At 71.5% G+C, this 24,809-nt stretch carries 27 protein-coding genes and 1 pseudogene; 14 read left to right on the forward strand and 14 right to left on the reverse strand.

Features of this window, described 5'->3' with window-relative positions; genetic code table 11:
* From ACESM1_RS05000 to ACESM1_RS05010, 3 genes are read left to right on the forward strand one after another with little or no spacing between them, the layout of a single operon-like run.
* On the forward strand, positions 1 to 1,206 hold the full coding sequence (locus ACESM1_RS05000) for an acyl-CoA dehydrogenase family protein (RefSeq protein ID WP_372618302.1): 1,206 nt from the start codon (positions 1 to 3) through the stop codon (positions 1,204 to 1,206).
* A complete protein-coding gene (locus ACESM1_RS05005; RefSeq protein ID WP_372618304.1) occupies positions 1,199 to 2,200 on the forward strand; it encodes a phosphotransferase family protein in 1,002 nt (333 codons plus the stop codon). Before ACESM1_RS05000 ends, ACESM1_RS05005 begins: the two co-directional genes overlap by 8 nt.
* Complete coding sequence (locus ACESM1_RS05010; RefSeq protein ID WP_372618306.1) at positions 2,200 to 2,511, forward strand: DUF6285 domain-containing protein; 312 nt, start codon at positions 2,200 to 2,202, stop codon at positions 2,509 to 2,511. The genes ACESM1_RS05005 and ACESM1_RS05010 overlap by 1 nt, the downstream gene beginning before the upstream one ends.
* On the opposite strand, the gene fahA is transcribed toward ACESM1_RS05010, so the two are convergent.
* Both fahA and hmgA read right to left on the reverse strand, forming a co-directional pair.
* A complete protein-coding gene (gene fahA, locus ACESM1_RS05015; RefSeq protein ID WP_372618308.1) occupies positions 2,486 to 3,790 on the reverse strand; it encodes a fumarylacetoacetase in 1,305 nt (434 codons plus the stop codon). The two genes, ACESM1_RS05010 and fahA, sit on opposite strands and share 26 nt — an antisense overlap.
* 2 nt (positions 3,791 to 3,792) lie before the next feature.
* Positions 3,793 to 5,127: a homogentisate 1,2-dioxygenase gene (gene hmgA / locus ACESM1_RS05020; protein WP_372618310.1), complete on the reverse strand. Its 1,335-nt coding sequence runs from the start codon at positions 5,125 to 5,127 to the stop codon at positions 3,793 to 3,795.
* Positions 5,128 to 5,227: 100 nt separating this feature from the next.
* On the opposite strand from hmgA, the gene ACESM1_RS05025 reads away from it, so the two are divergent.
* The 3 genes from ACESM1_RS05025 to ACESM1_RS05035 all read left to right on the forward strand — a co-directional run bounded on the left by ACESM1_RS05025 (position 5,228) and on the right by ACESM1_RS05035 (position 7,534).
* Positions 5,228 to 6,403: a thiolase domain-containing protein gene (locus tag ACESM1_RS05025; protein WP_372618312.1), complete on the forward strand. Its 1,176-nt coding sequence runs from the start codon at positions 5,228 to 5,230 to the stop codon at positions 6,401 to 6,403.
* Positions 6,400 to 6,789 carry a Zn-ribbon domain-containing OB-fold protein gene (locus ACESM1_RS05030; protein ID WP_372618314.1) on the forward strand — a complete coding sequence of 130 codons (390 nt, stop codon included), beginning with the start codon at positions 6,400 to 6,402 and terminating at the stop codon, positions 6,787 to 6,789. The genes ACESM1_RS05025 and ACESM1_RS05030 overlap by 4 nt, the downstream gene beginning before the upstream one ends.
* A gap of 196 nt (positions 6,790 to 6,985) precedes the next feature.
* Positions 6,986 to 7,534, forward strand: coding sequence for a PEP-CTERM sorting domain-containing protein (locus ACESM1_RS05035; RefSeq protein ID WP_372618316.1), 549 nt, complete (start codon positions 6,986 to 6,988; stop codon positions 7,532 to 7,534).
* 60 nt (positions 7,535 to 7,594) lie between these two features.
* Here ACESM1_RS05035 and ACESM1_RS05040 read toward each other — a convergent pair whose 3' ends face one another.
* The 6 genes from ACESM1_RS05040 to rfaD all read right to left on the reverse strand — a co-directional run bounded on the left by ACESM1_RS05040 (position 7,595) and on the right by rfaD (position 13,206).
* Entirely contained in the window at positions 7,595 to 8,527 is a 933-nt protein-coding gene (locus ACESM1_RS05040) for a ribose-phosphate pyrophosphokinase (RefSeq protein WP_372618318.1), read from the reverse strand.
* Positions 8,528 to 8,658: 131 nt separating this feature from the next.
* Positions 8,659 to 9,546, reverse strand: coding sequence for a hypothetical protein (locus ACESM1_RS05045; protein ID WP_372618320.1), 888 nt, complete (start codon positions 9,544 to 9,546; stop codon positions 8,659 to 8,661).
* A 99-nt stretch (positions 9,547 to 9,645) separates the two neighbouring features.
* Positions 9,646 to 10,410 (reverse strand): peptidoglycan editing factor PgeF, encoded by a 765-nt coding sequence (gene pgeF / locus ACESM1_RS05050; RefSeq protein WP_372618322.1) that lies wholly within the window; start codon positions 10,408 to 10,410, stop codon positions 9,646 to 9,648.
* A complete protein-coding gene (locus ACESM1_RS05055; protein WP_372618324.1) occupies positions 10,407 to 11,408 on the reverse strand; it encodes a class I SAM-dependent methyltransferase in 1,002 nt (333 codons plus the stop codon). Before ACESM1_RS05055 ends, pgeF begins: the two co-directional genes overlap by 4 nt.
* 2 nt (positions 11,409 to 11,410) lie before the next feature.
* Positions 11,411 to 12,214, reverse strand: a complete 804-nt coding sequence (lgt, locus tag ACESM1_RS05060) for a prolipoprotein diacylglyceryl transferase (protein ID WP_372618563.1) — start codon at positions 12,212 to 12,214, stop codon at positions 11,411 to 11,413.
* Positions 12,214 to 13,206, reverse strand: coding sequence for an ADP-glyceromanno-heptose 6-epimerase (gene rfaD / locus ACESM1_RS05065; protein ID WP_372618326.1), 993 nt, complete (start codon positions 13,204 to 13,206; stop codon positions 12,214 to 12,216). The genes lgt and rfaD overlap by 1 nt, the downstream gene beginning before the upstream one ends.
* Before the next feature lie 136 nt (positions 13,207 to 13,342).
* Between rfaD and ACESM1_RS05070 the strand changes: the two genes are divergently transcribed.
* The 6 genes from ACESM1_RS05070 (at position 13,343) to ACESM1_RS05095 (ending at position 17,290) form a co-directional block, all read left to right on the forward strand.
* Positions 13,343 to 13,669, forward strand: coding sequence for an accessory factor UbiK family protein (locus ACESM1_RS05070; protein WP_372618328.1), 327 nt, complete (start codon positions 13,343 to 13,345; stop codon positions 13,667 to 13,669).
* Between the two features lie 196 nt (positions 13,670 to 13,865).
* Positions 13,866 to 14,372, forward strand: a complete 507-nt coding sequence (locus tag ACESM1_RS05075; protein WP_372618330.1) for a YbjN domain-containing protein — start codon at positions 13,866 to 13,868, stop codon at positions 14,370 to 14,372.
* Between the two features lie 202 nt (positions 14,373 to 14,574).
* Complete coding sequence (locus tag ACESM1_RS05080) at positions 14,575 to 15,282, forward strand: PEP-CTERM sorting domain-containing protein (protein ID WP_372618332.1); 708 nt, start codon at positions 14,575 to 14,577, stop codon at positions 15,280 to 15,282.
* A gap of 45 nt (positions 15,283 to 15,327) precedes the next feature.
* Entirely contained in the window at positions 15,328 to 16,128 is an 801-nt protein-coding gene (gene proC / locus ACESM1_RS05085) for a pyrroline-5-carboxylate reductase (RefSeq protein WP_372618334.1), read from the forward strand.
* A 43-nt stretch (positions 16,129 to 16,171) separates the two neighbouring features.
* A complete protein-coding gene (locus ACESM1_RS05090) occupies positions 16,172 to 16,792 on the forward strand; it encodes a TetR family transcriptional regulator (RefSeq protein WP_372618335.1) in 621 nt (206 codons plus the stop codon).
* A gap of 66 nt (positions 16,793 to 16,858) precedes the next feature.
* Positions 16,859 to 17,290: a phasin family protein gene (locus ACESM1_RS05095; RefSeq protein WP_372618337.1), complete on the forward strand. Its 432-nt coding sequence runs from the start codon at positions 16,859 to 16,861 to the stop codon at positions 17,288 to 17,290.
* 19 nt (positions 17,291 to 17,309) lie between these two features.
* Here ACESM1_RS05095 and ACESM1_RS05100 read toward each other — a convergent pair whose 3' ends face one another.
* Genes ACESM1_RS05100 through ACESM1_RS05115 form a run of 4 tightly spaced genes read right to left on the reverse strand, consistent with a single transcriptional unit; the run spans position 17,310 to position 20,489 of the window.
* The gene (locus ACESM1_RS05100) at positions 17,310 to 17,840 is read right to left on the reverse strand and encodes a GNAT family N-acetyltransferase (RefSeq protein WP_372618339.1); all 531 of its coding nucleotides are present in this window, start codon (positions 17,838 to 17,840) and stop codon (positions 17,310 to 17,312) included.
* Positions 17,837 to 19,201, reverse strand: a complete 1,365-nt coding sequence (locus tag ACESM1_RS05105; RefSeq protein ID WP_372618341.1) for an ATP-binding protein — start codon at positions 19,199 to 19,201, stop codon at positions 17,837 to 17,839. Before ACESM1_RS05105 ends, ACESM1_RS05100 begins: the two co-directional genes overlap by 4 nt.
* The gene (locus ACESM1_RS05110) at positions 19,201 to 19,917 is read right to left on the reverse strand and encodes a response regulator (protein ID WP_372618342.1); all 717 of its coding nucleotides are present in this window, start codon (positions 19,915 to 19,917) and stop codon (positions 19,201 to 19,203) included. The genes ACESM1_RS05105 and ACESM1_RS05110 overlap by 1 nt, the downstream gene beginning before the upstream one ends.
* On the reverse strand, positions 19,914 to 20,489 hold the full coding sequence (locus ACESM1_RS05115; protein ID WP_372618565.1) for a MarR family winged helix-turn-helix transcriptional regulator: 576 nt from the start codon (positions 20,487 to 20,489) through the stop codon (positions 19,914 to 19,916). Before ACESM1_RS05115 ends, ACESM1_RS05110 begins: the two co-directional genes overlap by 4 nt.
* Positions 20,490 to 20,680: 191 nt before the next feature.
* On the opposite strand from ACESM1_RS05115, the gene ACESM1_RS05120 reads away from it, so the two are divergent.
* Together ACESM1_RS05120 and ACESM1_RS05125 are read left to right on the forward strand one after the other, a co-directional pair.
* Positions 20,681 to 21,583: a branched-chain amino acid aminotransferase gene (locus tag ACESM1_RS05120; RefSeq protein WP_372618343.1), complete on the forward strand. Its 903-nt coding sequence runs from the start codon at positions 20,681 to 20,683 to the stop codon at positions 21,581 to 21,583.
* A gap of 36 nt (positions 21,584 to 21,619) precedes the next feature.
* Positions 21,620 to 21,997, forward strand: a pseudogene (locus ACESM1_RS05125) (GNAT family N-acetyltransferase); the annotation flags it as partial.
* 23 nt (positions 21,998 to 22,020) lie between these two features.
* Here the strand turns inward: ACESM1_RS05125 and ACESM1_RS05130 are convergent.
* Complete coding sequence (locus ACESM1_RS05130) at positions 22,021 to 23,493, reverse strand: hypothetical protein (protein ID WP_372618345.1); 1,473 nt, start codon at positions 23,491 to 23,493, stop codon at positions 22,021 to 22,023.
* Positions 23,490 to 24,809 (reverse strand): hypothetical protein, encoded by a 1,320-nt coding sequence (locus ACESM1_RS05135; protein ID WP_372618347.1) that lies wholly within the window; start codon positions 24,807 to 24,809, stop codon positions 23,490 to 23,492. Before ACESM1_RS05135 ends, ACESM1_RS05130 begins: the two co-directional genes overlap by 4 nt.

Here is a 24,809-nt window from a genome sequence, read left to right on the forward strand (position 1 = left end):
ATGGACTTCGCGCTCCCCCCCGACATCGAGGATGTCCGCCGCCGCGTGCGCGCCTTCGTCGAGGATCGCCTGATCCCGCTCGAATCCGACCGCGCCAATTACGATGCGCATGAGAACATCCACCCCGATGTGCTGCGGCGCCTGCGCGCCGAGGCGAAGGCGGCAGGGCTCTGGGCGTTGCAGATGCCGAAAGCGCGTGGCGGCGGCGGGCTGCCCGTGGTCGGCATGGCCGCCTGCTACGAGGAGATGAACCGCTCCATCTTCGGCCCCGTGGTGTTCAACAGCGCCGCCCCCGACGACGGCAACATGATCGTGCTGGAGAAGGTGGCGACCGAGGCGCAGAAGGCGCGCTGGCTGCAGCCGATCGTGGATGGCGCCGTGCAATCCGCCTTCGCGATGACCGAGCCCGATGGCTGCGGCAGCGATCCCGGCCTGACCTACACGCGCGCCGAGCGCGTCGGCAACGATCGCTGGCGCGTCACCGGCCGCAAGCACTACATAACCGGGGCCGGCGAGGCGAAGCATTTCCTGCTGATCGCCCGCACCTCCGACGACGAGCGGAAGGGCCTCACCTGCTTCCTGTTCCACGCCGACCAGCCCGGTTGGGAGATCGTGCGCCGCATCCCGATCATGGGGCCGGAGGAACATGGCGGGCATTGCGAGCTCGTCTTCGACGGGCTGGAAATCCCGGACGAGAACGTTCTCATGGGCGTCGGCGATGGACTGAAGCTGACGCAGATCCGCCTCGGCACCGCGCGGCTGACGCATTGCATGCGCTGGCTTGGCATGGGCCGCCGCGCGCTCGAGATCGCGATGGCACGCATCAAGACGCGCGATTCCTTCGGCATGAAGCTGATCGACCGCGAGAGCGTGCAGGGCCTGATCGGCCAGGCGGCGATGGAGCTGGAGATCGGCCGGCTGCTGACCATGAAGGCGGCCTGGGTGCTCGATCAGGGCGGCTTCGCGCGCAAGGAGGTCTCGATGGCGAAGATCGTCGTGGCCGATGCGCTGCACAAGGCGGTGGACACCTCGCTGCAACTGCTCGGCGCGCGCGGCTATTCGAAGGATACGCCGGTGGAGTGGATGTACCGCTACGCCCGCCAGGCGCGGCTGGTGGATGGCGCGAGCGAGGTGCACCGCATGGTGATCGCCAACTTCCTGCGTCGCGAGGGCGAGGCGTTCTTCCAATGGGGCGGGCGTGACTGAGGAACAAGGCGCCAGGCTGCGCGACTGGCTCGCCGCCGCCACGGGCGATCCCGGCTTGCGCATCGCGGGAATGGAGAAGCTCTCCGGCGGCGCGATCCAGCAGAACTGGGCACTGGATGTCGAGAGCGGCGGCGCCACGCAACGCTGGGTGCTGCGCACCGACAGCGCGGCCGTGCTCGCCGTCAGCCTGCCGCGCACGGCGGAATATTCTCTTCTGTGCGCCGCCTGGGCGGCAGGCGTGACCGTGCCGGAGCCGTTGTTCCTCTGCGAGGATGCCAGCGTCATCGGCGCGCCCTTCTTCGTCATGCGGCGCGTCGCCGGCACGGCGCAGGGGCATCGCGTGGTGAAGGACGCGACGCTCGGCGGCGGGCGGGAGAAGCTCGCCCAGACGCTGGGACGCGAACTCGGGAAGATCCATCGCATCCGTCCGCCGCGCGACGACCTCGGTTTTCTCGGCGATCCGCCGGCGGACGCCGCGCGCGCGATGATCGCCGCCATGCGCGCGCGGCTCGATGCCGCCGGCACGCCCCGCCCGGTGTTGGAATGGGGACTGCGCGCGGCGGAGCGCAAGGCGCCGCCGCCGGTGCCGCCGGTGCTCACGCACAATGATTTTCGCGCCGGCAACCTGATGCTGGATGCGTCCGGCATCACCGCGGTGCTGGACTGGGAATTCGCCGCCTGGGGCGATCCCGCGGCCGATCTCGGCTGGCTCTGCGCGAAGTGCTGGCGCTTCGGCAATGTCGCGCAGGAGGCGGGAGGGCTGGGGCCACGCGCCGCGCTTTACGCCGGCTACGCGGCCGAGAGCGGCGTGCACGTGGAGGATGCGCGCGTGCGCTGGTGGGAGTTGCTGGCGCATATCCGGTGGGCGGTGATCGCTGCCGACCAGGCGCAGCGCCACATCTCCGGCGAGGAACGCAGCCTGGAACTCGCGCTGACGGGCCACATCGTGCCCGAGCTGGAGTGGGATATCCTGGCGATGAGCGAGGCGGCCTGATGCTGGAAAAGCCTGGCTCCGCCGATCTGCTCGCCACCGCGCGCGAGGTCGTTCTGAACGAGTTGCTGCCTGCGCTGCCACCGGAGAAGGCCTTCCAGGCCCGCATGGTTGCCGCCGCCATCGCCCTGGCGCTGCGCGAAGCGAAGGCGGATGCCTCCGTGCTGCCCGCGATCGACCTTGCGGTGCTGGCGCGCGAGATTCGGGCCGGCGCGCATGATCCCGGCACGCCGCGTCATGACGAGGTGCTGGCTTTCCTGCGCGCCTATGCCCGCCTGCGCGCCAGCGTCAGCGCGCCGAAGGCGCTGGGCTGACTGCCCCCCGGCACTCACCGAAGCCGATGCTTGCGAAGCCGTCCCGCCTTGCGCGGGCGGTCAGCATCACCTCGTCGCCATCCTCCAGGAAGCGTCGCGTCTCGCCGCTCGCCAGCTGCACCGGCTGCTTGCCGCCGCGCGTGATCTCGAGCAGCGAACCGAAGCCGCCCTCGGTGGAGATCGTCCCGGTCCCGAGCAGATCGCCCGGCCGCAGATTGCAGCCGCCGCTTGCGTGATGCGCGACGAGCTGCGCCGGCGTCCAGTACAGCGCACTCGCATGCCCCAGCGACAGGCGATGCGGCGCCATCCCCTTCTCGCGCAGGCCGGGCGTCAGCAGGAAGACTTCCAGCTCCAGTTCCAACGCGCCATGCGCCTGGTCGGCTTCGTTCCAGAGGTAATCCATCGGCCGCGGATCGCCCTCCGGCCGCTTCGCCTGCGCGCGGCGGAACGGCGCCATCGCTTCGGGCGTGATGATCCAAGGGCTGATCGTCGTGCAGAAGTTCTTCGCCAGGAACGGGCCGAGCGGCTGGTATTCCCAGCCCTGGATGTCGCGCGCGGACCAGTCGTTGAGCAGGCAGAAGCCCGCGATGTGATCGGCCGCCTTGCCGATCGGGATCGGCTCGCCCAGCGCATTGCCCGGCCCGATCCAGATGCCGAGTTCCAGCTCGTAGTCCAGGTTGCGCGAGGGCCCGAAGCTCGGCGTATCCTCGCTCGCCGGCTTGCGCTGGCCGTTCGGGCGCCGGACCGGATGGCCCGAGGACACCACGCTGCTCGCGCGGCCATGGTAGCCGATCGGAACATGCTTGTAGTTCGGCAGCAGCGGTGCGTCGGGCCGGAACAGCGCGCCGACATTCGTAGCGTGCTGGATGCCGGCATAGAAATCCGTGTAGTCGCCGATTCGCGCGGGCAGGCGCAGCGTGCAATTCTTCGCCGCATGCAGCATCCGCTCGATGCGCGGCCGCTCTGCGCTGCTTTCGGAGAGCAGGTCGAATAGCCGGTTGCGCAGCACGCGCCGCGGGCCGGCGCCGAGCGCCAGCATCTCGTTCAGGACGCCGCCTTCCGCCGCCGCGGCCGCCTCCTCCGCCGCGCCGTCGAGCAGCCCGGCTGCCAGCACCGCATCCAGATCAAGGATCATGTCGCCAACCGCAACACCCGCGCGCGGCGCCCCGTCGCGCGGGGCGAAGATGCCGAATGGCAGGTTCTGAAGCGGGAAATCGGCATGCCCGTTCGCGCTGGCGACGAAGCTCCGCCGCGAAGCCAGGTGCGTATGGTCGTGCATGGTCAGCGCCGCCCCGGATCGAACATCTTCTTCAGCCCCGACCAGCAGTCGCGGTAGCCCGCCTGCAGCTGCGGCAGCGCCGCCGCATAGGCCGTCACGCGTTGCGGCAGGCTGGTTTCGAGCATGAAGGCCATGGTGTTGGTCAGCTTGTGCGGCGCAAGTTCCACGGTGGACGCCTTCTCGAAGGCCTCGGCATCCGGCCCGTGCGGCAGCATGCAGTTGTGCAGCGAGAAGCCGCCGGGGACGAAGCCCTGCGGCTTGGCGTCGTACTGGCCGTAGATCAGGCCCATGAACTCGCTCATCAGGTTCATGTGGTACCAGGGCGGGCGGAAGGTGTTCTCCGCCACCATCCAGCGCTCGGGGAACAGTACGAAGTCGATATTCGCCGTGCCGGGCGTGGCGCTCGGCGCCGTCAGGCAGGTGAAGATCGAGGGATCCGCGTGGTCGAACAGCAGCGGCCCCACCGGCGAATAGCGCGTGAGGTCGTATTTGTAGGGCGCGTAGTTGCCGTGCCAGGCGACGACATCGAGCGGCGAGTGGCCGATCTCGCACGTCCAGAACACGCCGCCCCATTTCACCGTCACGCGATGCGGCGCCTCCACATCCTCGTACGCCGCAACGGGCGAGAGGAAGTCGCGCTGGTTGGCCATGCAGTTCGCGCCGATCGGCCCGCGCTCAGGCAGGGTGAAGGCGCCGCCGTAGTTCTCGCACACATAGGCGCGCGCGGGGCCGCTCACCTCCACGCGGAACTTGACGCCGCGCGGGATGACACAGATCTCGCCCGGGGCCGTGTCGATCACGCCGAACTCAGTGCGGAAGCGCAGCGCGCCGGATTGCGGTGCCACCAGCATCTCCGCATCGGCGTTCCAGAAGCTCTCATCCGTCATGGACTGCGTGATGAGCGCGATATGCGCCGCCATGCCGGTCTGCGACGCGACATCGCCGGCGGTGGTGATGGTGCGCATGCCGCTGAGAAAGGTCAGCGCCTCGCCGGGGACCGGGATCGGGTCCCAGCGCAGCGGCTGGATCGGCAATTCGTGCTGCGCCGTGTCCGGCGCGCTGACCCAGAGCGGCAAGGCGCGCTTCGCGAAGCGGCCGATATGCGCGACGGTCGGTCGGATCCGGTAGAGCCAGCTGCGCTGGTTGCTGGCGCGCGGCGCCGTGAAGGGCGATCCGCTCAACTGTTCGGCATAGAGCCCATAGGCGCAACGTTGCGGCGAGTTGCGCCCGACCGGCAGCGCGCCCGGCAGCGCCTCGGTCTCGAAGCCGTTGCCGAAGCCGGACATGTAGCCGGCCGCGTGGGTGCCGCTCACGGCCTGCGGGGGGGTGACGTCCATGGCTCGTCTCCTCGGTCCGCCCGAATATAGCGCAGGCGCCGCCGGCTTGCCCAACGCGCCGGTGCTTGCCAGTCTGCCCCTCGCCAGCACGGGAACCGCCATGAGCCTGAGAGGACGCGCCTGCATCGCCGGCGCCTTCGAACACCCGACCCGCAAGGCGCCGGAGAAATCCACCGCCCAACTCCATGCCGAGGTCGCCTGGGGCGCGCTGCAGGATGCCGGCCTGTCGAAGGACGATGTGGACGGCTATTTCTGCGCCGGCGACGCGCCCGGCATGGGGCCGCTCTCGATGGCGGAGTATCTGGGCCTGGATCGGCTGCGCCATGTGGACAGCACCGATATCGGCGGCAGCTCCTACATCGCGCATGTGGCGCATGCCGCCGCCGCCATCGCGCTCGGCCGCTGCAACGTTGCGCTGATCACGCTGGCCGGCCGCCCGCGCAGCGAGGGCCAGGCGACCGGCACCGCCACCCGCGCGCAGAACCCGGCCGTGCCCGACGACCAGTTCGAGATCCCGATGGGCCGCACCGTCGCCGCGGCCTATGCGATGTGCGCGATGCGCCACATGCACGAGTTCGGCACCACGGGCGAGCAGCTCGCCTGGATCAAGGTCGCCGCCAGCCACCATGCGCAGCACAACGAGCACGCGATGCTGCGCAAGGTCGTGACGGTGGAGGAGGTGGTGAGCTCGCCCATGGTGGCGGACCCGCTGCACCGCCTCGACTGCTGCGTGATCAGCGATGGCGGCGGCGCGCTGGTGGTGACCAGGCCGGAGATCGCCCGCGGCCTGAAGCGCCCCGTCGTCACCGTGCGCGGCACCGGCGAGGCGGTGAAGACCCACGCCGGCGGCTACAACGATCTCACCTTCTCCGGCGCGCGGTATTCCGGTGCGCGCGCCTTCGAGGAAGCGGGGCTGACGCCGGCGGATATCCGCTACGCCAGCATCTATGACAGCTTCACCATCACCGTGCTGATCCAGCTGGAAGACCTTGGCTTCTGCGCCAAGGGCGAGGGCGGAAAATTCGTGTCGGACGGCAACCTGATCAGCGGCGTCGGCAGGCTGCCCTTCAACACCGATGGCGGTGGGCTGTGCAACAACCATCCCGCCAATCGCGGCGGCATGACCAAGGTGATCGAGGCGGTGCGCCAGCTGCGCGGGGAGGCGCATCCGGCGGTGCAGGTGAAGGATTGCACGCTGGCGCTCGCGCACGGCACCGGCGGGCTGCTCGGCCATCGCCATGGCAGCGCGACCCTGATCCTGGAGCGCACGGCATGAGCTACTCCGAGCGGCCGATCCAGGCCCCGATCCCCGATCCGACCACCGAGCCCTTCTGGGAGGCCGCGACCGAGGGGCGCTTGATGGTGGGCCTCTGCCGGGACACCGGCCGTCATTTCTTCCCGCCGCGCGGCGTCTCGCCCTTCACCCTGTCGCCGAACGTGGACCTCGTGGCGGCCAGCGGCCGCGGCACGCTCTACAGCTACACGGTGATGCGGACGAAGCAGCCCTACATCCCGGCGATGGTCGAGCTGGCTGAAGGCCCTCGGATCTTCACCAACCTGGTGGATGTCGCGCCCGAGAAGGTGCGGATCGGGATGGAACTGCGGGTTGCCTTCCAGGCGACCGAAGGCGGCCCGCCGGTGCCGATGTTCGCGCCGGCCTGAGCCCGCCTCCCGGACACCTTCCCGGATCCGCTCGCAGGCGGTGCTCGTCGCGCGCATGTCGGATTCTTTGACAGCCCTCGATGATGCAAAATCGCAACATTCGATAAGTCATTGAGAATATGATTGCTGATTTCTTGGCCCAACTATTGCTTCTACGAGCTTGTTTTCGCAACCTTACAGAGGATTACAAAGTAAAATGCGCAAGCTTGGCATGGCAGTCGCACTCGGTATTGCTACAATCCTCGGATCGACCGAGGTGTCCGCGAACGTCATCTCCACCACCGGCCAGAATGCCAACATCGCCGACGCGGTCGGCGGCTGGAACGTGGATTTCTGGTACTTCTCGGAATCGCTGGGCGGAACGCTGAACATTTCCAACAACGGGTCGGGCGACCCGATGATCTGGCTGTTCCGCAATGACGGGGCCCTGACGTCGGACGACCTGATCGCGCAGAACGACGACTACTTCAGCCTGAACTCCTTCATGTCCGTTGCCGTCCTGGCCGGCAACTACATCCTGGCCGCGGGAATCTGCTGCGACGGGGCGGCCGGTATCCTGGACGGACGGCAGTACGAGGGCGATTTCAACAACTCGTACGTGAACAGCTACACCCTCACCATCGACAGCACCGGCAATGTGAGCGGCCTCACCGCCGCGACGGCGGTGCCGGAGCCCGTCTCGCTCGCGCTGCTCGGCGCCGGCCTGCTCGGCCTCGCGGCCGTGCGCCGTCGCAGGCCGGACTGACGGCACCCGGAACCGAACCGGCCGCATCGCTGCGATGCGGCCGGTCTGCACAAGACGGGTTCAGTTGAACAACGTGGAGACGCTGCTCTCCTCGCTGATGCGCTTCATCGCCTCGGCGATCAGCGCCGCGATGGTCAGCTGGCGGATGTTGCGGCTGACGCGCACCGCCTCGGTCGCCAGTATCGAATCGGTCACCACCATCGTCTCGATCGCCGCCGCGCCGACGCGCGCCACCGCGCCGCCCGAGAACACGCCGTGGGTGACATAGACGCTGGCGGACTTCGCGCCGTGCTTCAGCAGCGCCTCCGCCGCGTTGCACAGCGTGCCGCCGGAATCGACGATGTCATCCACCAGGATGCAGTGCCGGCCTTCCACCTCGCCGATCACGTTCATCACCTCGGAGACGCCGGCGCGCGGCCGGCGCTTGTCGATGATGGCGAGGTCGGCGCCGATGCGCGCCGCGATCGCCCGCGCGCGCACCACGCCGCCGACGTCGGGGGAGACCACCATCGTCTCGCGCCCGGCGAAGCGCTCCTGGATGTCCCGGGAGAACAGCGGCGCGGCGAAGAGGTTGTCCACCGGGATATCGAAGAAGCCCTGGATCTGCCCGGCATGCAAATCCATCGTCAGCACCCGGTGCGCGCCGGCTTCGACGATGAGGTTGGCGACGAGCTTGGCGCTGATCGGTGTGCGGCTGCCGCTTTTCCGGTCCTGCCGCGCATAGCCGAAATAGGGGATCACGGCGGTGATGCGCCGCGCGCTGGCGCGCCGCCGCGCATCCCGCCTGATCAGCAGTTCCATCAGGTTGTCGTTCGCCGGGTAGCTGGTGGACTGCACGACGAAGACGTCCTCGCCGCGGACGTTCTCGTGGATCTCCACGAAGATCTCCATGTCGGCGAAGCGGCGCACGCTGGCCTGGGTGAGCGGCATGCCGAGCGCCGAAGCCACCGCCTCGGCCAGCGGGCGGTTGCTGTTGCAGGCGATGATCTTCATGCGCGGCGACCCCGGGGAGGTGCGAACGGGTGGCCAGGCGGAGCCCCGCATGGCCGCGCGACCCGATAGCAACGTGACATTCGGGTGTCCATCACGCGACGATGATCCCCGCGCATGGCAACCCTGATCGCCTATCGCTGTGCTGTTGGCGCAGCGGGGGCGGGAGCAGGCGGCGGCGCGAAGCCGCCGGCATTGGCGATCACGTCGCGCACGCCGCCCGCGGCCTCGTCGGCAACCACGAAGGCGACATCGCCCCAGAATCCGTTCAGGCTGCCCGCCGGCACCTCGTTGAGCTGCAGCACGCGGCCGAGGTCGTGGCCATCGCGGCGGGAGACGGTCCAGACGATCTCCACCCGCTGCCGGCCCGCTGCGGCCGGGGCCATGGCGACGACGCCCTGCACGGCGAAGCCGGCGCCCTCCGCCCGGTCCTGCACCTGCATGCCGAGCCCGGCCAGGCGCTCGGTCATGCGGGCGGTCAGGCTGGTGTTGCCGTCGCCGGGCGCGCCGCGCACGGGGCGCAGCAGCACCACGATGGGGCCGCCGCCGCTGGCGCGCTCGTCGCCGGTGCGCCGCCGCGCATCCACCCGCGCCACCAGCGTGGCGAGCTCGGGCGCCGCGTCGGCGGCGGCCTGCCGCAGCACCGCCTCGCCGCCCTCCGCCCAGGTGGCCGCCGCGACCGGGCGGCCGGCGACCTCGCCGAGCAACGAGCCGTCGGCATCGCGCAGCGCGTAGCGCGGCAGCACCTGGCGGCCGTCCCGCGCGGCGGTGGCGACCACCTGCCAGTCCAGCGGGAAGCTGCTGCCGGACACCGCCGGGACATCCTGCGCCATCAGTGCCTCGGCCAGTTCGCGGGCGAAGCGCTCCGCCTCGGCGTCGGTGAGCAGCGCACCTTCCGATGGCAGCACGGCCAGGCGATAGGCCGGCGGGCGGGCCAGCCGGGTCGCGAGCGCGCCGGGCTGGCCGCGGAAGGGCTGCGGCAGGTCGCCGCAGCCGGGCAGCGCGGCCGCCAGGCCCAGCATCAGGAACCCTCGCCTAGATGAGGACACAGGACACCAGCATCGTCAGGAAGATCATGATGATGAACATGATGACGTAGGGCATTCCGTCAGCCTCCCGGCTCAGCCATTCGGCAGGGCGATGGCGGAGAGCTGATGGCCGATCGGGCCGCCGCCGGCCAGGGTGGATCGCCGATGGCTGAAGAAACGCGCCTCCTCCGCCAGGGTGTCGCGGCCGCACCAGGCGGCGGCGATCCCGGCCGATTGCAGCCGCGCCAGGGAATAGCCGGGCAGGTCGAACCACCAGCGATCCTCGCGCCGGCCCTCGGCGAAGAAGCGGGCATCGGCGGCATCGCGCGCCAGCACGGCGCCGCGCAGGTCGGGGCCGACCTCATAGCTCGGCTTGGCGATGCAGGGGCCGATGGCGGCCGCGATGCGCCTGCGATCGGCGCCGAGCGCCTCCATGGCCGCGATGGTCGCCTCCAGCACGCCGGCCACCGCGCCGCGCCAGCCGGCATGGGCGGCGCCGACCACCCCGGCCGCGGCATCGGCGAACAGCACCGGCGCGCAATCGCCGGTGACGATGCCCAGCAGCAGGCCGGGCCGGGCCGTCACCACCGCATCGGCCTCGGGCCGAGCCGTCTCGGGCCAGGGTTCGTCCAGCGTGGCGACGGCGGTGCCGTGCACCTGCGTCAGCCCGACCAGCGCGGCCGGGGGGAGGCCGAGTGCATCCGCGGCACGCTTCCGGTTCTCCCGCACCGCCTCGGCGTCGTCACGGCCGGAGAGGGAACAGTTCAGGCTGGCGAACCGCCCGGTCGAGACGCCGCCGGCGCGGGTGAAGAAGCCATGCGGGACGGGCAGCGCGGCAGTGAGGAAGGGCGGGGTCATGGGTCCTCGAATCCGGGCGGCGGGCCGAGCCCGGGGTCGCAGAGCGCAAGCGCCTTGAACAGCCTGCCCATGCCTTCCGGCGCGACCAGCCGCTCGGCACCGGACAGGATCTCCCGCGCCAGGCGGGCCTGCGCCTGCGCCAGCATGGCCGCGCGCGTGACCAGGCCGAGGCGTTGCAGCACCACCCCCTGCGGCAATGGGCCGAAGGTGGCGGCGCCGGCAGCGCTGGCGGCGGCGGCGATGGCGGGGAAGTCCACATGCGCCGTGAGGTCGCGCGTCCCCGGCTCGGCCAGCGGGTCGAGCCCGGTTTCGTGCGCGCGCACAGCCTGCAAGGTGTCGCCGAAGGCCGGCTCGGACGGGCCGTAGTCGAAGGTCAGCGCGGCGCCGCGCTGGGCGGCCAGGCGCGCGGCGAGGGCGGCGGCGAAGCCGAGCGCGGCCTCCGACACCTCCTTCACCGCGCCCTCCGGCGCCGATCCGGGCAGGGGAGGGGCGGCGTCCGCCGGCAACTCCAGCAAGGCGCCGTCCTGCACATGCCGCTCCATCCACGCAGCGCCCCGCCGCACGAATTGCCGCACCGGCAGGGCGTCGAGGAACTCGTTGGCCAGCAGCAGCATCGGGCCTTGCGGCAGGGTCGAGAGGTCGGCGTGCCACGCGCTCACCCCCCCGCCCAGCGCGCGCGCCTGCGCCGCCTGCAGGCTCGGCGAGGCCTCCACCAGATGCACCCGCAGCGCCGCCCGGAACCCTGGCGCCACCTGCGTCACGGCGCGCAGCGCATCGGCCATCAGAGTGCCCCGGCCCGGGCCGCATTCCACCAGCAGCACCGGATCCGGCCGGCCCATGCGCTCCCACATCACTGCGCACCAGGCGCCGAGCACCTCGCCGAAGGCCTGGGAGATCTCGGGCGCGGTGGTGAAGTCGCCGCCGGCGCCAAAGGGACTCTGCGCCCGGGCGTAATACGCCGCCGCGGCGCGCGCCATGAAGCGGTCCAGCCGCTCCATGCTCAGGCGACAGCGGGGCGCTGGCGCGCGCGCAGAATCAGCCACGCGCCGACGGCGACCATCGGCAGCGACAGCAACTGCCCCATCGTCACCCCGCCGATGAGGAAGCCGAGATGCGCATCCGGCTGGCGGAACAGCTCGCCGATCAGCCGCGCCACGCCGTAGCCGGCCAGGAAGACGCCGGAAAGCATGCCCGGCCGCGCGCGGACCGCGGGGATGCGCACCAGCACCTGCAGCAGCACGAACAGGCAGATGCCCTCCAGGAAGGCCTGGTAGAGCTGGCTCGGATGCCGCGGCTCCGGTCCACCGGTGGGGAACACCATTGCCCAGGGCACGTCGCTGACGCGGCCCCACAACTCGCCATTGGCGAAGTTCGCCAGCCGCCCGAGGAACAGCCCGATCGGCACCACCGTCACCGCCCGATCGCCGAGCAGGAGGGGATCGAGCCGCTGCCGCCGGCAGAACCACAGCAGTGCGATGATGACGCCCAGCATGCCGCCGTGGAAGGACATGCCACCCTGCCAGACGTAGAGCGCCTCCCACGGGGCGGTGACGTAGTAGCCGGGGCGGTAGAACAGCACATAGCCAAGCCGGCCGCCGAGGATGATGCCGAGCGTCACCCAGGTGACCGCATCGTCCAACTGCTCGCGGCTGGCAGCCACCGGCGGCAGCGCGACAAGGCGCCGCGCCAGCAGCCACCCCAGCACGATGCCGCCGATATAGGCCAGCGCATACCAGCGCAGCGCGAAGGGCCCGATCTCCAGCGCGACCGGGTCGATGGCGGGAAAGGCGATGACGGGGAGGATCACCGGTGCGGGTCGCTCTGCATCAGGAAGTCACGCACATAGCTCGTCACGCCTTCCTCCAGCCCGACCATCGGCAGGTCGCAGCCAGCGGCGCGCAGCCGGGCGAGCGGCGCCTCGGTGAAGTACTGATACTTGCCGCGGAGGTCGGCCGGCATGTCCACGAATTCGATGCGCTCGGGCTGGCCCATGGCCGCGAACATCGCCCGCACCAGGTCGAGGAAGCTGCGCGCCCGGCCGGAGCCGACATTGAACAGGCCGCTCACCCCGGGATTGTCCAGCAGCCACAGCATCACCGCCACGCAATCATCCACATGCACGAAGTCGCGCATCTGCGCGCCATCGGCGATCCCCGGCCGGTCGGAGCGGAACAGCCGCGCCGGGCCGCCGTGACGCGCCTCGTGGAACTTGTGGAACACCACGCTGGCCATGCGGCCCTTGTGGTACTCGTTCGGGCCATAGACGTTGAAGAAGCGCAGCCCCGCCCATTGCGGCGGGGCCGGCGTGCCGCGCGCCAGCATGTCCGCCACCCGGCGATCGAAGGCCAGCTTCGACCAGCCATAGAGGTTCAGTGGGCGCAGCGCCGTCAGCATCTCGGGCGCCATGTCATCCTCGAATCCCAGCGCGCCGTCGCCATAGGTGGCGGCCGAGGAGGCGTAGATGAACGGCACGTTGCGCTCGGCGCAGGCGGCCCAGAGCCAGAGCGGCAGGGTGATGTTGGTGGCGGCGACCAGGTCGCCATCGGTCGCGGTGGTGGCGCTGATCGCGCCCATGTGCAGCACCGCCTCCACTTCCGGGTCGGCGGCCCAGAAATCCTCGACTTCCTCGGGCGGCAGGATGCCGGCGATGGTGTGCCTGGCCAGGTTGCGCCACTTCTCGCGCCCCGGCTCGCCGGCGCGCAGCCGGTCCACCACCATCACCTCCGCGCCGCGGGCCGTGAGCGCGGCGACGAGATTCGATCCGATGAAACCGGCCCCGCCGGTAACCAGATACATCGGCGAGTGTGCTTTCCCTGGCCTGGCTGTCGTGGCGCCGGCGGCGGGGCTATGGGTCGGCACCCGCCGGAGGCGGGGTATAGTCAGAGGAGTCCCGCCCGCACAAGCGGCCGGCCGGGACCGCGAGGAGGTTATGATGGCGATGGACAGCGAAGGCGGCGAGGGGCGCGGCGGCAAGCGCGGGATCTTCGACGACCTCGCCGGCATGGCCGGCGGCGCCTTCTCGGTGATGGCCGCGGCGCGCGCCGAGGCCGAGGCGATGGGCAAGGCCCAGCTCGAGGCGATGGTGCAGCGCCTGGAACTGGTCCGCCGGGAGGAGCTGGACGCCGCGCTCGAAGTCGCCCGCCGCGCCCGCGAGCAGGCCGAGGCCCTGGCTGAGCGGGTGGAGGCGTTGGAACACAGGGTCGCCGCGCTGGAGACGCCCTCCGACAGGCTTGTCGGGCCGGATGACGAGACGCGCTGAGAAGTTCTCCACAAGCGATTGTGCGGCCTTACAAAAGCGGACCTTGCAGGCGCCTTTCGCAGCTGCGTAGTCTAGAGGTAGTGGCGATTCGGGGTGTTGAACCCCAACACCTCGGGGTCACGTGGGGGATACTCTCTCTCTGGGCCAGCGCGACCGGACCCGGCCGCGGGCCCAATCCGGGCGAAGGAGGTGCCACATGTCAGCCTATCTCGGCCATGACACTCAGGAGCGCCCGGGCAATCCGCTCGACATCGTCGAGCAGATCATCGGCTCCAACGAATGGGCGTTCGATCGCCGCAACGACAGCGAGATCGCCGCCGAGGCGCCGGGCAAATGGTGCGACTACGGCCTGTATTTTTCCTGGTCGCACGAGATCAGCGCCATGAGCTTCACCTGCGCCTTCGACCTGAAGGTGCCGCCAGGCAAGCGGGAGAAGCTCTTCGAGCTGCTCACCATGGCCAATGAGAAGCTCTGGATCGGCCATTTCGGTCTCGACACCGACGACGGCGTCCTGGTGTTCCGCCACTCCGTGCTGCTGCGCGGCGCCCCCGGCGCCTCCGCCGAGAGCCTGGAGGACATGGTGGACATCGCGCTGACGGAGTGCGAGCGCTTCTTCCCCGCCTTCCAGTTCGTCCTCTGGGGCGGCAAGCCGCCGGCCGAGGCGTTGCAGGCGGCGATGCTGGATTGCGTGGGCGAGGCCTGAATGGGCTGACAGGCTGTCGGGGGGCTTTACAGCACACGCCGCCGTGAGCGGCGGCTCGCCGGCAACTGTCTGATCCCAGCGGGCGCGGTGTGTTGGCATAGCGATTGCTCAGAGCGTTGGCCGGTGTTGTGTGCGGCATTCCACCCGGTCGCCGGGGCGGGGCGCCCTCAACACCATGGCCAACCAGGTGGGAGATCGCGTCATGCCACATGCCTCGACGATGCTGTCCCTGTTCGCCGCGGCGGGGATCACGCTGGCGACTGCCGGCGCACAGGCGGCGCCGGTCACCTTCACGGAGCTGGCGGGATTCACCGGCGGCACCGTGGCGGGAACCGCCGTGTTCCGGGCCGACCTGTCGGGCCTCGGCATCGGCCAGATCGCCTCGCTGACCATCCAGGACAGCAACAACGGTATCGGCGGCTCTGCCGGGCAGTTCTCCGGTTTCGACCTCGACGCGGTGGTGATCTCGACGACGCTGATCACCGATGCGGCCCAGGTGGGGCTGCTGGTCCCCGCCATCGGCCTTGATTTCGTCAATTCGGTGCTGATCCCCGGCACCCAGCGTGCGCCGGCCGACCCCGCACTGTTCGGCACTTCCGGCGGGCAGGTGAACAATGCCGTGGCCACGCTCGGCAGCTTCGACGGGGAGAACACCACCACCACGCCGGACGGCTTTGTGAGCCTCGGCGATGGCGGCCGCCTCTCGATCAACCTCGCCGCGCCGATCCCGGTCGGCAGCCCGCTCTATCTCTACATCGGCGAGGTCGGCAACCAGGGCGAGCTCGCGGCCGGCAGCGTGGAACTGTCCAGCACCACGGTGGCGGTACCGGCGCCGGCTTCGCTGGCGCTGTTCGGATTGGGGCTGGCAGGGCTCGGCCTCCTCGGCGGGCGACGCGCGCGCGCGGGGTAGCGGGACCGGTTGCCATCCGCGCCGCGGCCGGCGAGGCTGCGGCGCATGAGTGACGCACTCCCCCCCCTTCTCCTCGTCGGTTGCGGCAAGATGGGCGGCGCCCTGCTCGCCGGCTGGCGCGAACGCCGCCTGTCCGAGGCGGTGGTGGTGGACCCCCACCTCTCCGCATCCCCCGCCGGCGCCACTCTGGTGACGGCAGCGGAGGCCATCCCGCCCGGCTTCGCCCCCGCCGCGGTGGTGCTGGCAATCAAGCCGCAGGAAGCCGCGGCGACGCTGCCGCTCTACGCCCGCTTCGCCGGCAAGGCAGTGTTCGTCTCGATCATGGCCGGCAAGACCGTCGCCAGCATGCAGGCGCTGCTGGGCGAGGCGGCGGCGATCGTCCGCGCCATGCCCAACACCCCGGCCGCCGTCCGCCAGGGCTTCACCGTCGCCTTCGCCGGCCCCGGCGTTTCCCCCGCGCAGCGCGCCCTGGCCGACACCCTGCTCGCCGCCACCGGCGAGATCGCCTGGGTCGAGGCGGAGGGGCTGCTCGACCCCGTCACGGCGGTCTCCGGCGGCGGTCCCGCCTATGTGTTCCTGCTCGCCGAGCTGCTGGAGAAGGCGGCGGTGGAGCAGGGCATCCCTGCCGACCTTGCCCGCCGGATGGCGCGCGCCACCGTTGCCGGCTCCGGTGCGCTGCTCGCCGCCAGCAGCGAGGACGCCGCGGTGCTGCGGAAGAACGTCACCAGCCCGAAGGGCACCACCGAACGTGCCCTGGCCGTGCTGATGGAGGAAACCGCCTGGCCCGAGCACATCTCCCGCGCCATCACCGCCGCCACCGCCCGTTCGCGCGAACTGGCCGGGTGACGTCCCCATTGGCGAAACGCCCGCCAGTCCCCACCATCGGCGCATGGACATGCCCCCCCACCCCGATGCCCCCCTGATCGAGGCCCTGTTCCGCGTGATCGCCGCGCATGGCTGGCGCGGCGTCACCGTCACGCGGCTGGCCGCGGCCTCCGGCGTGCCCGCCGGGGAGCTGGTCGGCCGCTTCCCCTCGCGGCTCGGCCTGCTGCGGCTGTTCGGCGATGTGGTGACGGACGAGGTGGCGCGCGGCACCGTGCCGGGCCAGGGCGGCACCCCGCGCGACCGCCTGTTCGACGTGCTGATGCGCGGCCTGGACGCGCTGGCCCCCTACAAGGCCGGCCTCCGGCGGCTGATGACCGAGATGTACACCGACCCCGTCCTGTTCGGCGCCATGGCGCCGGTGTTCCAGCACAGCATGGAGCGGATGCTGGACGCGGCCGAGCTCGACAGCGCCGGGCCGAAGGGCAGGCTGCGGGCAGCCGGGCTCGCGGTGGTGTGGATCCGAGCTGTCAATGTCTGGTCGAAGGACGAGTCGGAGGAGCTCGGCCCCACCATGGCCGCGCTCGATCGTGCGCTGGAGCGGGCGGAACAGGCGGCGCGAAGCTTTGGCCTGGTCGGCGGCGACCTTGCCGCCGCGCCGCCGGACGAGGCGGCCACGCCCGCGTGAGGCGGGTTCCGCTTCTGTCCACGGCCGCACTCCGGTAGCATCGCCGCCGGAGCAAGGAGCCCCCCTATGTCAGACCGGTTCGGCATGAAGCCCGACGACGTGATGAAGATGTTCGCCGAGTTCCGCCTGCCGCATTTCGCGGACCTCGAAAGCCTGGCGCAGGCGCAGCGGCGCAACCTGGAGGCGCTCTCGGCGGCCAACCGCGTGGCGCTGGAAGGCGCGCAGGCGGTGGCCCGGCGGCACATGGAGATCGTGCAGTCGGCGATGACCGACATGACCGAGGCGATGCGCAGCATGAGCGGCACCGAAAACCCGCAGGAGCGCGCCACGCGCCAGGCGGAGCTGCTGAAATCCGGCTATGAGCGGGCGGTGGCGAACATGAAGGAGGTCGCCGACCTGATCCAGAAGTCGAATGGCGAGGCGCTCGCCCTGCTGAACAAGCGCTTCGCCGAGGCGATGGACGAGATCAAGCAGATCTCGGCGAAGCCGGGCGGCTGAGGGCCTCCCAGGCCGGGCATCACGGTGCCCAGAGGGCCGGGCGGCGCCAGGGCCTCGGCACGCGAAGCTTGCCCTGGCGCGGCCGCCCCGCCGCTCCGAGTGGCAGCGACTGCCACGCCCCCTCCCATTGCGGTGGGAGGGCGTAGGGCGGCCGGATACCGGTTTCCGCGGCGAAGCCGAGACGTCCGTAATAGGCCGGGTCGCCCAGCACGCAGGCCTGCTCCACGCCGGCCTCCTCCAGCCGACGCAACCCGGCGCGAAGCAGCGCGGTGCCGATGCCCCGCCGCTGCCAGGCGACGGCAACGGCGAGCGGTCCGACGAGCGCGATCCCGTCCGCCGCGGCGTCCAGCCCGCAGGCCGTGAACACCGCATGCCCGACGAGGGCCGATCCGGCGATCGCGGCAAGCGAGAGCACGCCGCAGGGCTCCTGCAGCAACTCGCCCACCAGCGGCATCAGCTCCTCGCCCGGGAAAGCCTCCGCGTAGAGAGTCGCGATCCCGGGCAGATCGGCCGGCGTGGTCTCGCGGATGTCGAGCCGGTCCGATGTCACACCGGCAGCCTGACGCGCGCGCGCAGCCCGCCGAGCGGGCTCTCCTGCAACACGATGTCGCCGCCATGCGCCCGCACGATGTCGCGCGCGATGGCCAGCCCCAGCCCGGTGCCGCCGGGGGAGAGCGTCGCGAAGGGGCGGAACGCCTCCTCCCGCTGCTCGGCCGGAATGCCAGGCCCGTCATCATCCACCGTCACCTGCACCCAGGCGGCCGCGGTCGCGGGGCCGACCGCCGAGGCCTCGCGCGGCAACTCGGCCACCGCCACCGCGATCTGTGCGGCATGCTTGCGCGCATTGTCGAGCAGGTTCGCCAGGCACCGCCGCAACGCATCCGGGCGCAGCGGCAGGACCAGGGAGCGCGGCGCCTCCACCACCACCTCCGCTCCGTCGCGCCGCGCCTTCTGCGCCACGTCGCGTACGATCTCGGCCAGGTCCGCCGGCCGCGGCTGCTCGCCGCCCTCGCCGCGCGCGAAGGCGAGATAGGCGGCGACCATCCGCTCCATCTCCTCGACATCCTGGGTCAGCTCGGCGATGTCCTGCTCCGCCGCCTCGCCGCGCGGCAGCACGGCGAGGCCAAGCCGCATGCGGGTGAGCGGCGTGCGCAGGTCGTGGCTGATGCCGGCCAGCATGTCGGTGCGCTGCGCGACGAAGCGGCGGATGCGCTCCTGCATGCGGTTGAAGGCGATCGCCGCCTGGCGAACCTCCGAGGCGCCCTCCGGCTTCATCGGGCCGATGTCGCGGCCGAGCCCGAAGGCCTCCGCCGCGCCGGCCAGCCGGCGGATCGCGCGCACCTGGTTCTTCATGAACAGCGCCGCCACCGCGAAGAGCAGCAGCGAGGAGCCGCCGAGCCAGACGACGAACAGATAGAGCGTGCCGCTGAACAGCCGCTTGCGCGGCGCCTCGGCGTGCAGCACGCCGTCCGGCAGCTGGATGCGGATGATCACGCTGCGCGGGTCGGAGACCCAGTCGGCGTCGAAGGGCAGGCGCACGCGCTCGTCCATCGCATGCGCGAGGTCGCCTTCGAGCGGCAGCAGCGGCTGCCAGGCCGCACGGTCCGGCGTCGGCCCGAGCGTCGCGCCCGGCTCGAAGGCCAGCGCCATGTCGAATCGCCAGGCGACCTCGCGGAAGACCCAGGCGCGATGCTCGGGCGAGGTGTCGCGCTGGATCAGCTCGGTGACGAAGCCGAGCTCGCCCGCCACCGCCGCCGCCAGCCGGCGCGAGATGACGTCGAGATGCGAGCCGTAGAAGATCTGCAGCGCGATCCCCTGCAGGATCAGCAGCGGCAACAGGATGATCAGCAGGCTGCGGCCGAGCAGCCCGCGCGGCATGAAGACGCGCAGGAACTTCTCGAGCGCGGTCATCACACCCCAGGCCGCAGCACGTAGCCGCGGTGGCGGACGGTCTGGATGAAGCGGGGCTCCCGCGGGTCGGGCTCCACCTTCCGGCGCAGCCGCGTCACCTGCACGTCGATCGCGCGCTCGCCGGCCTCCGGCGTGCCGAGCGCGGCGGCGATCTCGTCGCGGCTCAGCACCTCGTTCGGCCGCGCGGCGAGTGCGGCAAGCAGCGCGGTCTCGCCGCCGGTCAGGCGCAGCGTGCCCTCGGGGCCGCGCAGCTCGCCGCGTTGCGGGTCGAACCAGCGCAGGCCGAGCTGCACCGGCCCGGCCGCCGGTTCCGCCGCCGGCGGTGGCGCGGCGCGGCGCAGGATGGTGCGGATGCGCAGCGCCAGCTCGCGCGGGTCGAAGGGCTTGCCGAGGTAGTCGTCCACGCCGGCTTCCAGCCCGGCGATGCGGTCGTCCGGCGACCCGCGCGCGGTGAGCATCAGGATCGGCACCTCGCGTCCTTCCGCGCGCAGGCTCTCGACCAGCTCGACCCCGCTCTCGCCCGGCATCATCACATCGAGCACGAGGAGGTCGAAGGCGAAGCCGGCCAGCGCGTGACGCGCCGCGGCGGCATCGGCGGCCGCGGTGACGCGGAAGCCCTGCTCGCCGAGGAAGCGCTGCAGCAGGCCGCGCAGCCTGGCGTCATCGTCCACCACCAGCAGGTGCGGCGCCTCCGCCGCGACCTCCGCCGCGCTCATCCGCCCTCGCGCTCCGCCGCCGCTTCGAGCCGGGCGAGGGCGGCGCGCGCCTCGGCACCCATCAGCCCGCGCATCACCCGCCTGAAGCCTTCCACTGCCTGCGGCCCGGCCTCCCGATAGGCCTGCATCACCGTCTCCCGCTGGCGCTCGTAGAGCCGGCGCTCCAGCGCCGCGCCCTTCTCGGTCAGCGACAGCAGGCGCTGGCGACGGTCGGTGCGGCCCGGGGCCTGGGTAACATAGCCTTCGTCGATCAGCGGGGTCAGCACACGGCCGAGCGACTGCTTGGTGATGGCCAGGATCCCGAGCAGCTCGCCCACCGTGATGCCGGGCCGCCGGCCGACGAAATGCAGCACCCGGTGATGCGCCCGTCCCATGCCGAGATCGGCGAGGATGGCATCGGCGCCGGCGGTGAAGTCGCGATAGCCGAAGAACAGCAGGTCCTGCGCGAGCCGCAGCTCCTCCTCCCGCAGGAAGAGCAGGCTGCGCCCGGCCGGCGCCGCCGCGCCGCGCGGGCCCGCGCCCTCCGCCTCGGCGGCGGCGGCCAGCGGCCGGGACATCGCATCCTTCGGCATGACGGTCATGCGTTCCCGGCGAATCCGTATTTGGTCAGCATAGTTGACGCATTTCCTTCGCGCCGCCACACTCGGCCCATCGCATGGCGCCCCGGCGGCGGATATAGGACAACGGCGTGACCATGCGGTAGCACCGACGCAAGACTCGGCGACGCGACGGCTGCCCACAAGAGATCTGGAGGAATGCCCCGATGGCCCTGGTGCCCTTCGATGACCGCGACGGCTGGATCTGGCTGGACGGCGAATTCGTCGCCTGGCGCGAGGCGAAGCTGCACGTCCTCTCCCACGGGCTGCACTACGCCTCCGGCGTCTTCGAGGGCGAGCGCGCCTATGGCGGCCACATCTTCCGCCTGCGCGAGCATACCGAGCGGCTGATCGCCTCCGGCCGCATCCTCGGCTTCGAGATCCCCTTCAGCGCCGAGCAGATCGACGACGCCTGCAAGGCGGTGGTGGCGAAGAACGGCCTGACCGACGCCTATGTCCGCCCGATCGCCTGGCGTGGCGCCGAGCAGCTTTCGGTCTCCGCCCAGCAGACGAAGATCCATCTGGCGATCGCCACCTGGGCCTGGCCGAACCTGTTCGGCGACAACCGCATGAAGGGCGTGCGCCTTGGCTGGGCGAAGTGGAAGCGCCCGCATCCCGAGACCGCGCCGACCGCGTCGAAGGCCGCCGGCCTCTACATGATCGGCACGCTCTCGAAGCACGAGGCGGAGGCGGCGGGCTTCGACGACGCGCTGATGCTGGACTGGAAGGGCGACCTCAGCGAGGCGACCGGCGCCAACGTCTTCCTCGCGATCGACGGTGAGCTGCACACGCCCACGCCGGTCAACTTCCTCGACGGCATCACCCGCCGCACGGTGATGGCGCTGGCGAAGAAGCGCCAGATCAAGGTGGTGGAGCGCACCATCCCGCAATCCGATCTCTCCCGCGCCACCGAGGTGTTCCTCGCCGGTACCGCCGCCGAGGTGACGCCGGTGCGCCAGGTCGGCGAGCTGCACTTCACCCCCGCCCAGATCACCGAGACTCTGCTGAAGGACTACGAGGCGCTGGTCCGGATGCCGCCGGAGCAGGTGGCCGCCCAGCTCGGGGCCTGACCGGGCAGCGAGGCTTCGCGAGGAGGGGCGGGGCAGGTGGCATTGCGTGTCCGCAGCGCGCGACCGGCGGATGCCCCCGCCATCGCCGCGCTGCATCTGGCATCCTGGCGCGACGCCTATCGGGGCGTGCTGGATGATGGCTTCCTCGACGGCCCGCTCGCCGGGCTGTTGTCGCAGCGCTGGGCGGAGGCGCTGGCGGCGCCGCGGCGGGAAGGGCTGGTGGCCATCGCCGCCCTGGCCGGTGAGGTTGCCGGCTTCATCGCCATTCTCCGGCGCGGCACCGTTGCCTACGTGGACAACCTGCATGTGCGCCCGGGTCTGCGCGGCGCCGGCATTGGCCGGCTGCTGCTCGGCTTCGGTGCGTCGCGCATGCGCGAGCGCGGCTGCACGGCGGCGGAGCTCACGGTCTTCGCGCAGAACGATGGCGCCCTGCGCTTCTACGAGCGGCTGGGCGCCATGACCGGACCCGAGCAGGTGGGCGAGACCTTCGGCCAGAAGGTGATGGAGCGCCGCTGCGCCTGGCCTGACATCGGCGCGCTGGTCGAGGCCACGGCCACCGCCCCGGAACCGTCCTGACGCCGGTTCCGCAAGAGGCCGGCTTCGCGTCGGGGTAGCGCCGCCAGCATTGTCGCCAGCGGCAGCAGCCAGGCGATCCGCGCTTCGTAGCGCTGATGCGGCTTGGAGAGCCCGCCGGTCGCCGCCGCATTGGCCAGCAAGGCCAGCAGCGCGCCGGCCAGCAGCGCCCCCCGCGGCAGGTCCCGCCGCCGCGCCACGCGCCACAGCAGCAGCGGCGCGGCGAGCGCCGCGAGCAGCAGCACCGGGATGTGCGGCAGCAGGAAGGGCGCCGCGCGCGCCGGCAGCACGCCCCGCATCTGCGCGCCGGCATCGAAGGCGGCGAGTTCCCGGGCGGGGAAGGCGGCCGCGATCGGCCGTCGCGCGGAGACCGAGAGGTAGGTGTCCACCAGCGTGTCCCCCACACGCGGCATCAGCAGCTGCGCGAGGGTGTTGCGCAGCATCGCCGCGGCGACCTCGAGCGGCCGCTCGCGCAGCGTCGCGGCGACGATTTCGCGTGCCTCCGGGGCGCCGACCACGCCGCCCATCGGCCGGTGCGATCCGTCCGGGTAGCTGTTCAGCGGGCTGCTGCCGCGCCAGAGGAAGTCGTCGCTGTCGAGCGGCATCCGGTCCAGGAAGGCGCAGAGATGCCAGCCCGATTCGGGGCAGCGATCGCGCATCACCGCCACCGCCGGCCCGTCGGCCTGCAGCCGTGCCAGCAGGAACACGGCGCCATGCGGCGAGAGCGTCACGCGCCCGAAAGCGTAGGCGTTGGACCCGAGCAGGAAGGCCAGCGCCAGGACGACGGGCAGCGCCGCGCGCAGCACCGGCCCCGCCCGCCGCGCCAGCAGCGCGACCAGGCCCAGAATCGCCAATGCGGTCGGCAGGTGCGAGAGATGCACCGCCACCGCCAGCGCCCCCACCAGAGCCACCCAGGCAACCTCGCCGCGCGAGAGCCCGCCGAAGGCCAGCAGCAGCAGGCACAGCGGCGCCAGCGCGGTCAGAGCATCCGGCATCAGCGTCGCCAGGAACCATGGCGCCGAGGTCAGCGCCGCGGGCGCGGCGCAGACCAGCAGGTGTGCCGCCGCGGTCTGTTCCAGGCGCACCATCCGCTGCGCCAGCCAGACCAGGTGGGAGGCGATCAGCCCCTGCGCCGCCACCGCCGGCCACAGCGAGACCTGCCAGTGGAACAGGTGCAGGAACGGCCCGTAGGCGAGCGTCTTGTCCCAGGGCACTTCCGGCAGCGTCGTGTGATTGAGGTAGGAGACGGTATCGATGAAGACGAGCGGATAGCCGTTCAGCAAGGCCGGCCAGACCAGCAGTGCGGCGCCGGCGATCAGCGCCGCAATCGTCTTCATCGCCGCCGCGGCGCCAGCGCCAGCGCCGCGACCACCGGCATCAGCCACAGGATGCGCGCCTCGTAGCGCGGATTCGGCCTGGAGAGCGCGCCGGCGGCGACCGCATTGGCACTGATGCCCACCAGCACGCCGACCACCAACGCCAGGCGCCGCAGGTCCCGCCTGCGCGCCGCGCGCCACCAGGCGAGCAGCGCCAGCGCCGCGCCGGCCAGCAGCACCGGCCCATGCGGCCAGAGGAAGGGCGCGGCGGCGGCCGGCAGCGCGCCGCGCGGTTGCAGCGCCGCGTCGTAGGCAGCCAGCTCGCGCGCCGGGAAGGCCTCGGCGATGCGCGGCCGCACGGCCGCCGCCAGATGGTCCGGCACCAGCGTGTCGCCGACGCCGGCCATGACGAGCTGGCGCAGCGAATTGGCCAGCATCGCCTGCGCCACCTCCAGCGGCCGCGCCCGCAGCGTCTCGGCCACGATCGCGCCGGCCTCGGCCGAGAGCAGCGCACCGCCGAGGAAGCGGGGCGTGCCGTCCGGCGCGCGGTTCACCGGGCTGTCGGGCCGCCAGAGGAAGTCGTCGCTGTCCATCGGCAGGCGGTCGGCGAAGGCGCAGAGATACCAGCCCGCCTCCGGGCAGCGGTCGCGGATCACCGCGGCGGCCGGACCGTCGGCCTGCAGCCGTGCCAGCATGAAGGTCGCCCCGTGCGGCGACAGCGCGGCGCGCCCATGCCCCCAGAGATTGGTCCCGACCAGGATCGCCACCGCCGCAGCGACCGGCGCCGCCGCCCGCAGCGCCGGCGCGAGGCGGCGCGTCATCAGCAGCGCCAGTGCAATGATCGCCAGCGCCAGCGGCAGGTGGGAGAGATGCGCCGCGATGCCGAGCGCCGCCACCACGCCGAGCCCCAGCGCCTCGGCCCGCGACAGGCTCTCCCGTGCGAAGGCCAGCAGCAGCAGCGCCAGCAGCACGGCGGGCGCGAAGACATCGGGCATCAGCAGCGCGACGGTGAAGGGCGCGGTGGTGAGCAGCGCGGCGCCCAGGCAGGCTAGCAGGTGCAGCCCCGGCGTCGCCGCGCCACGCAAGGCGCGCTGCGTCAGCCAGAGCAGCCAGGAGATCATCAGCCCCTGTGCCAGCAGCGGCGCCCACAGCGTCACGCCCCAGTGGAAGGCGTGCAACAGCGGTCCATAGACATGCGGCTTGTCCCAGATGACGAGGGGGCCCGAGGTCTGGTGCAGGAAGGCGCCGGTGTCGCTGAACACCAGCGGGTAGCCGTTCAGGAAGGCCGGCCAGACCAGCAGCACCGCGCCGGCGATGAGCGCGAGAAGCCGCAGCAC

Origin of the sequence: Falsiroseomonas sp., from assembly GCF_041690465.1 — a bacterium.
Taxonomy (GTDB): Bacteria; Pseudomonadota; Alphaproteobacteria; order Acetobacterales; family Acetobacteraceae; genus Falsiroseomonas.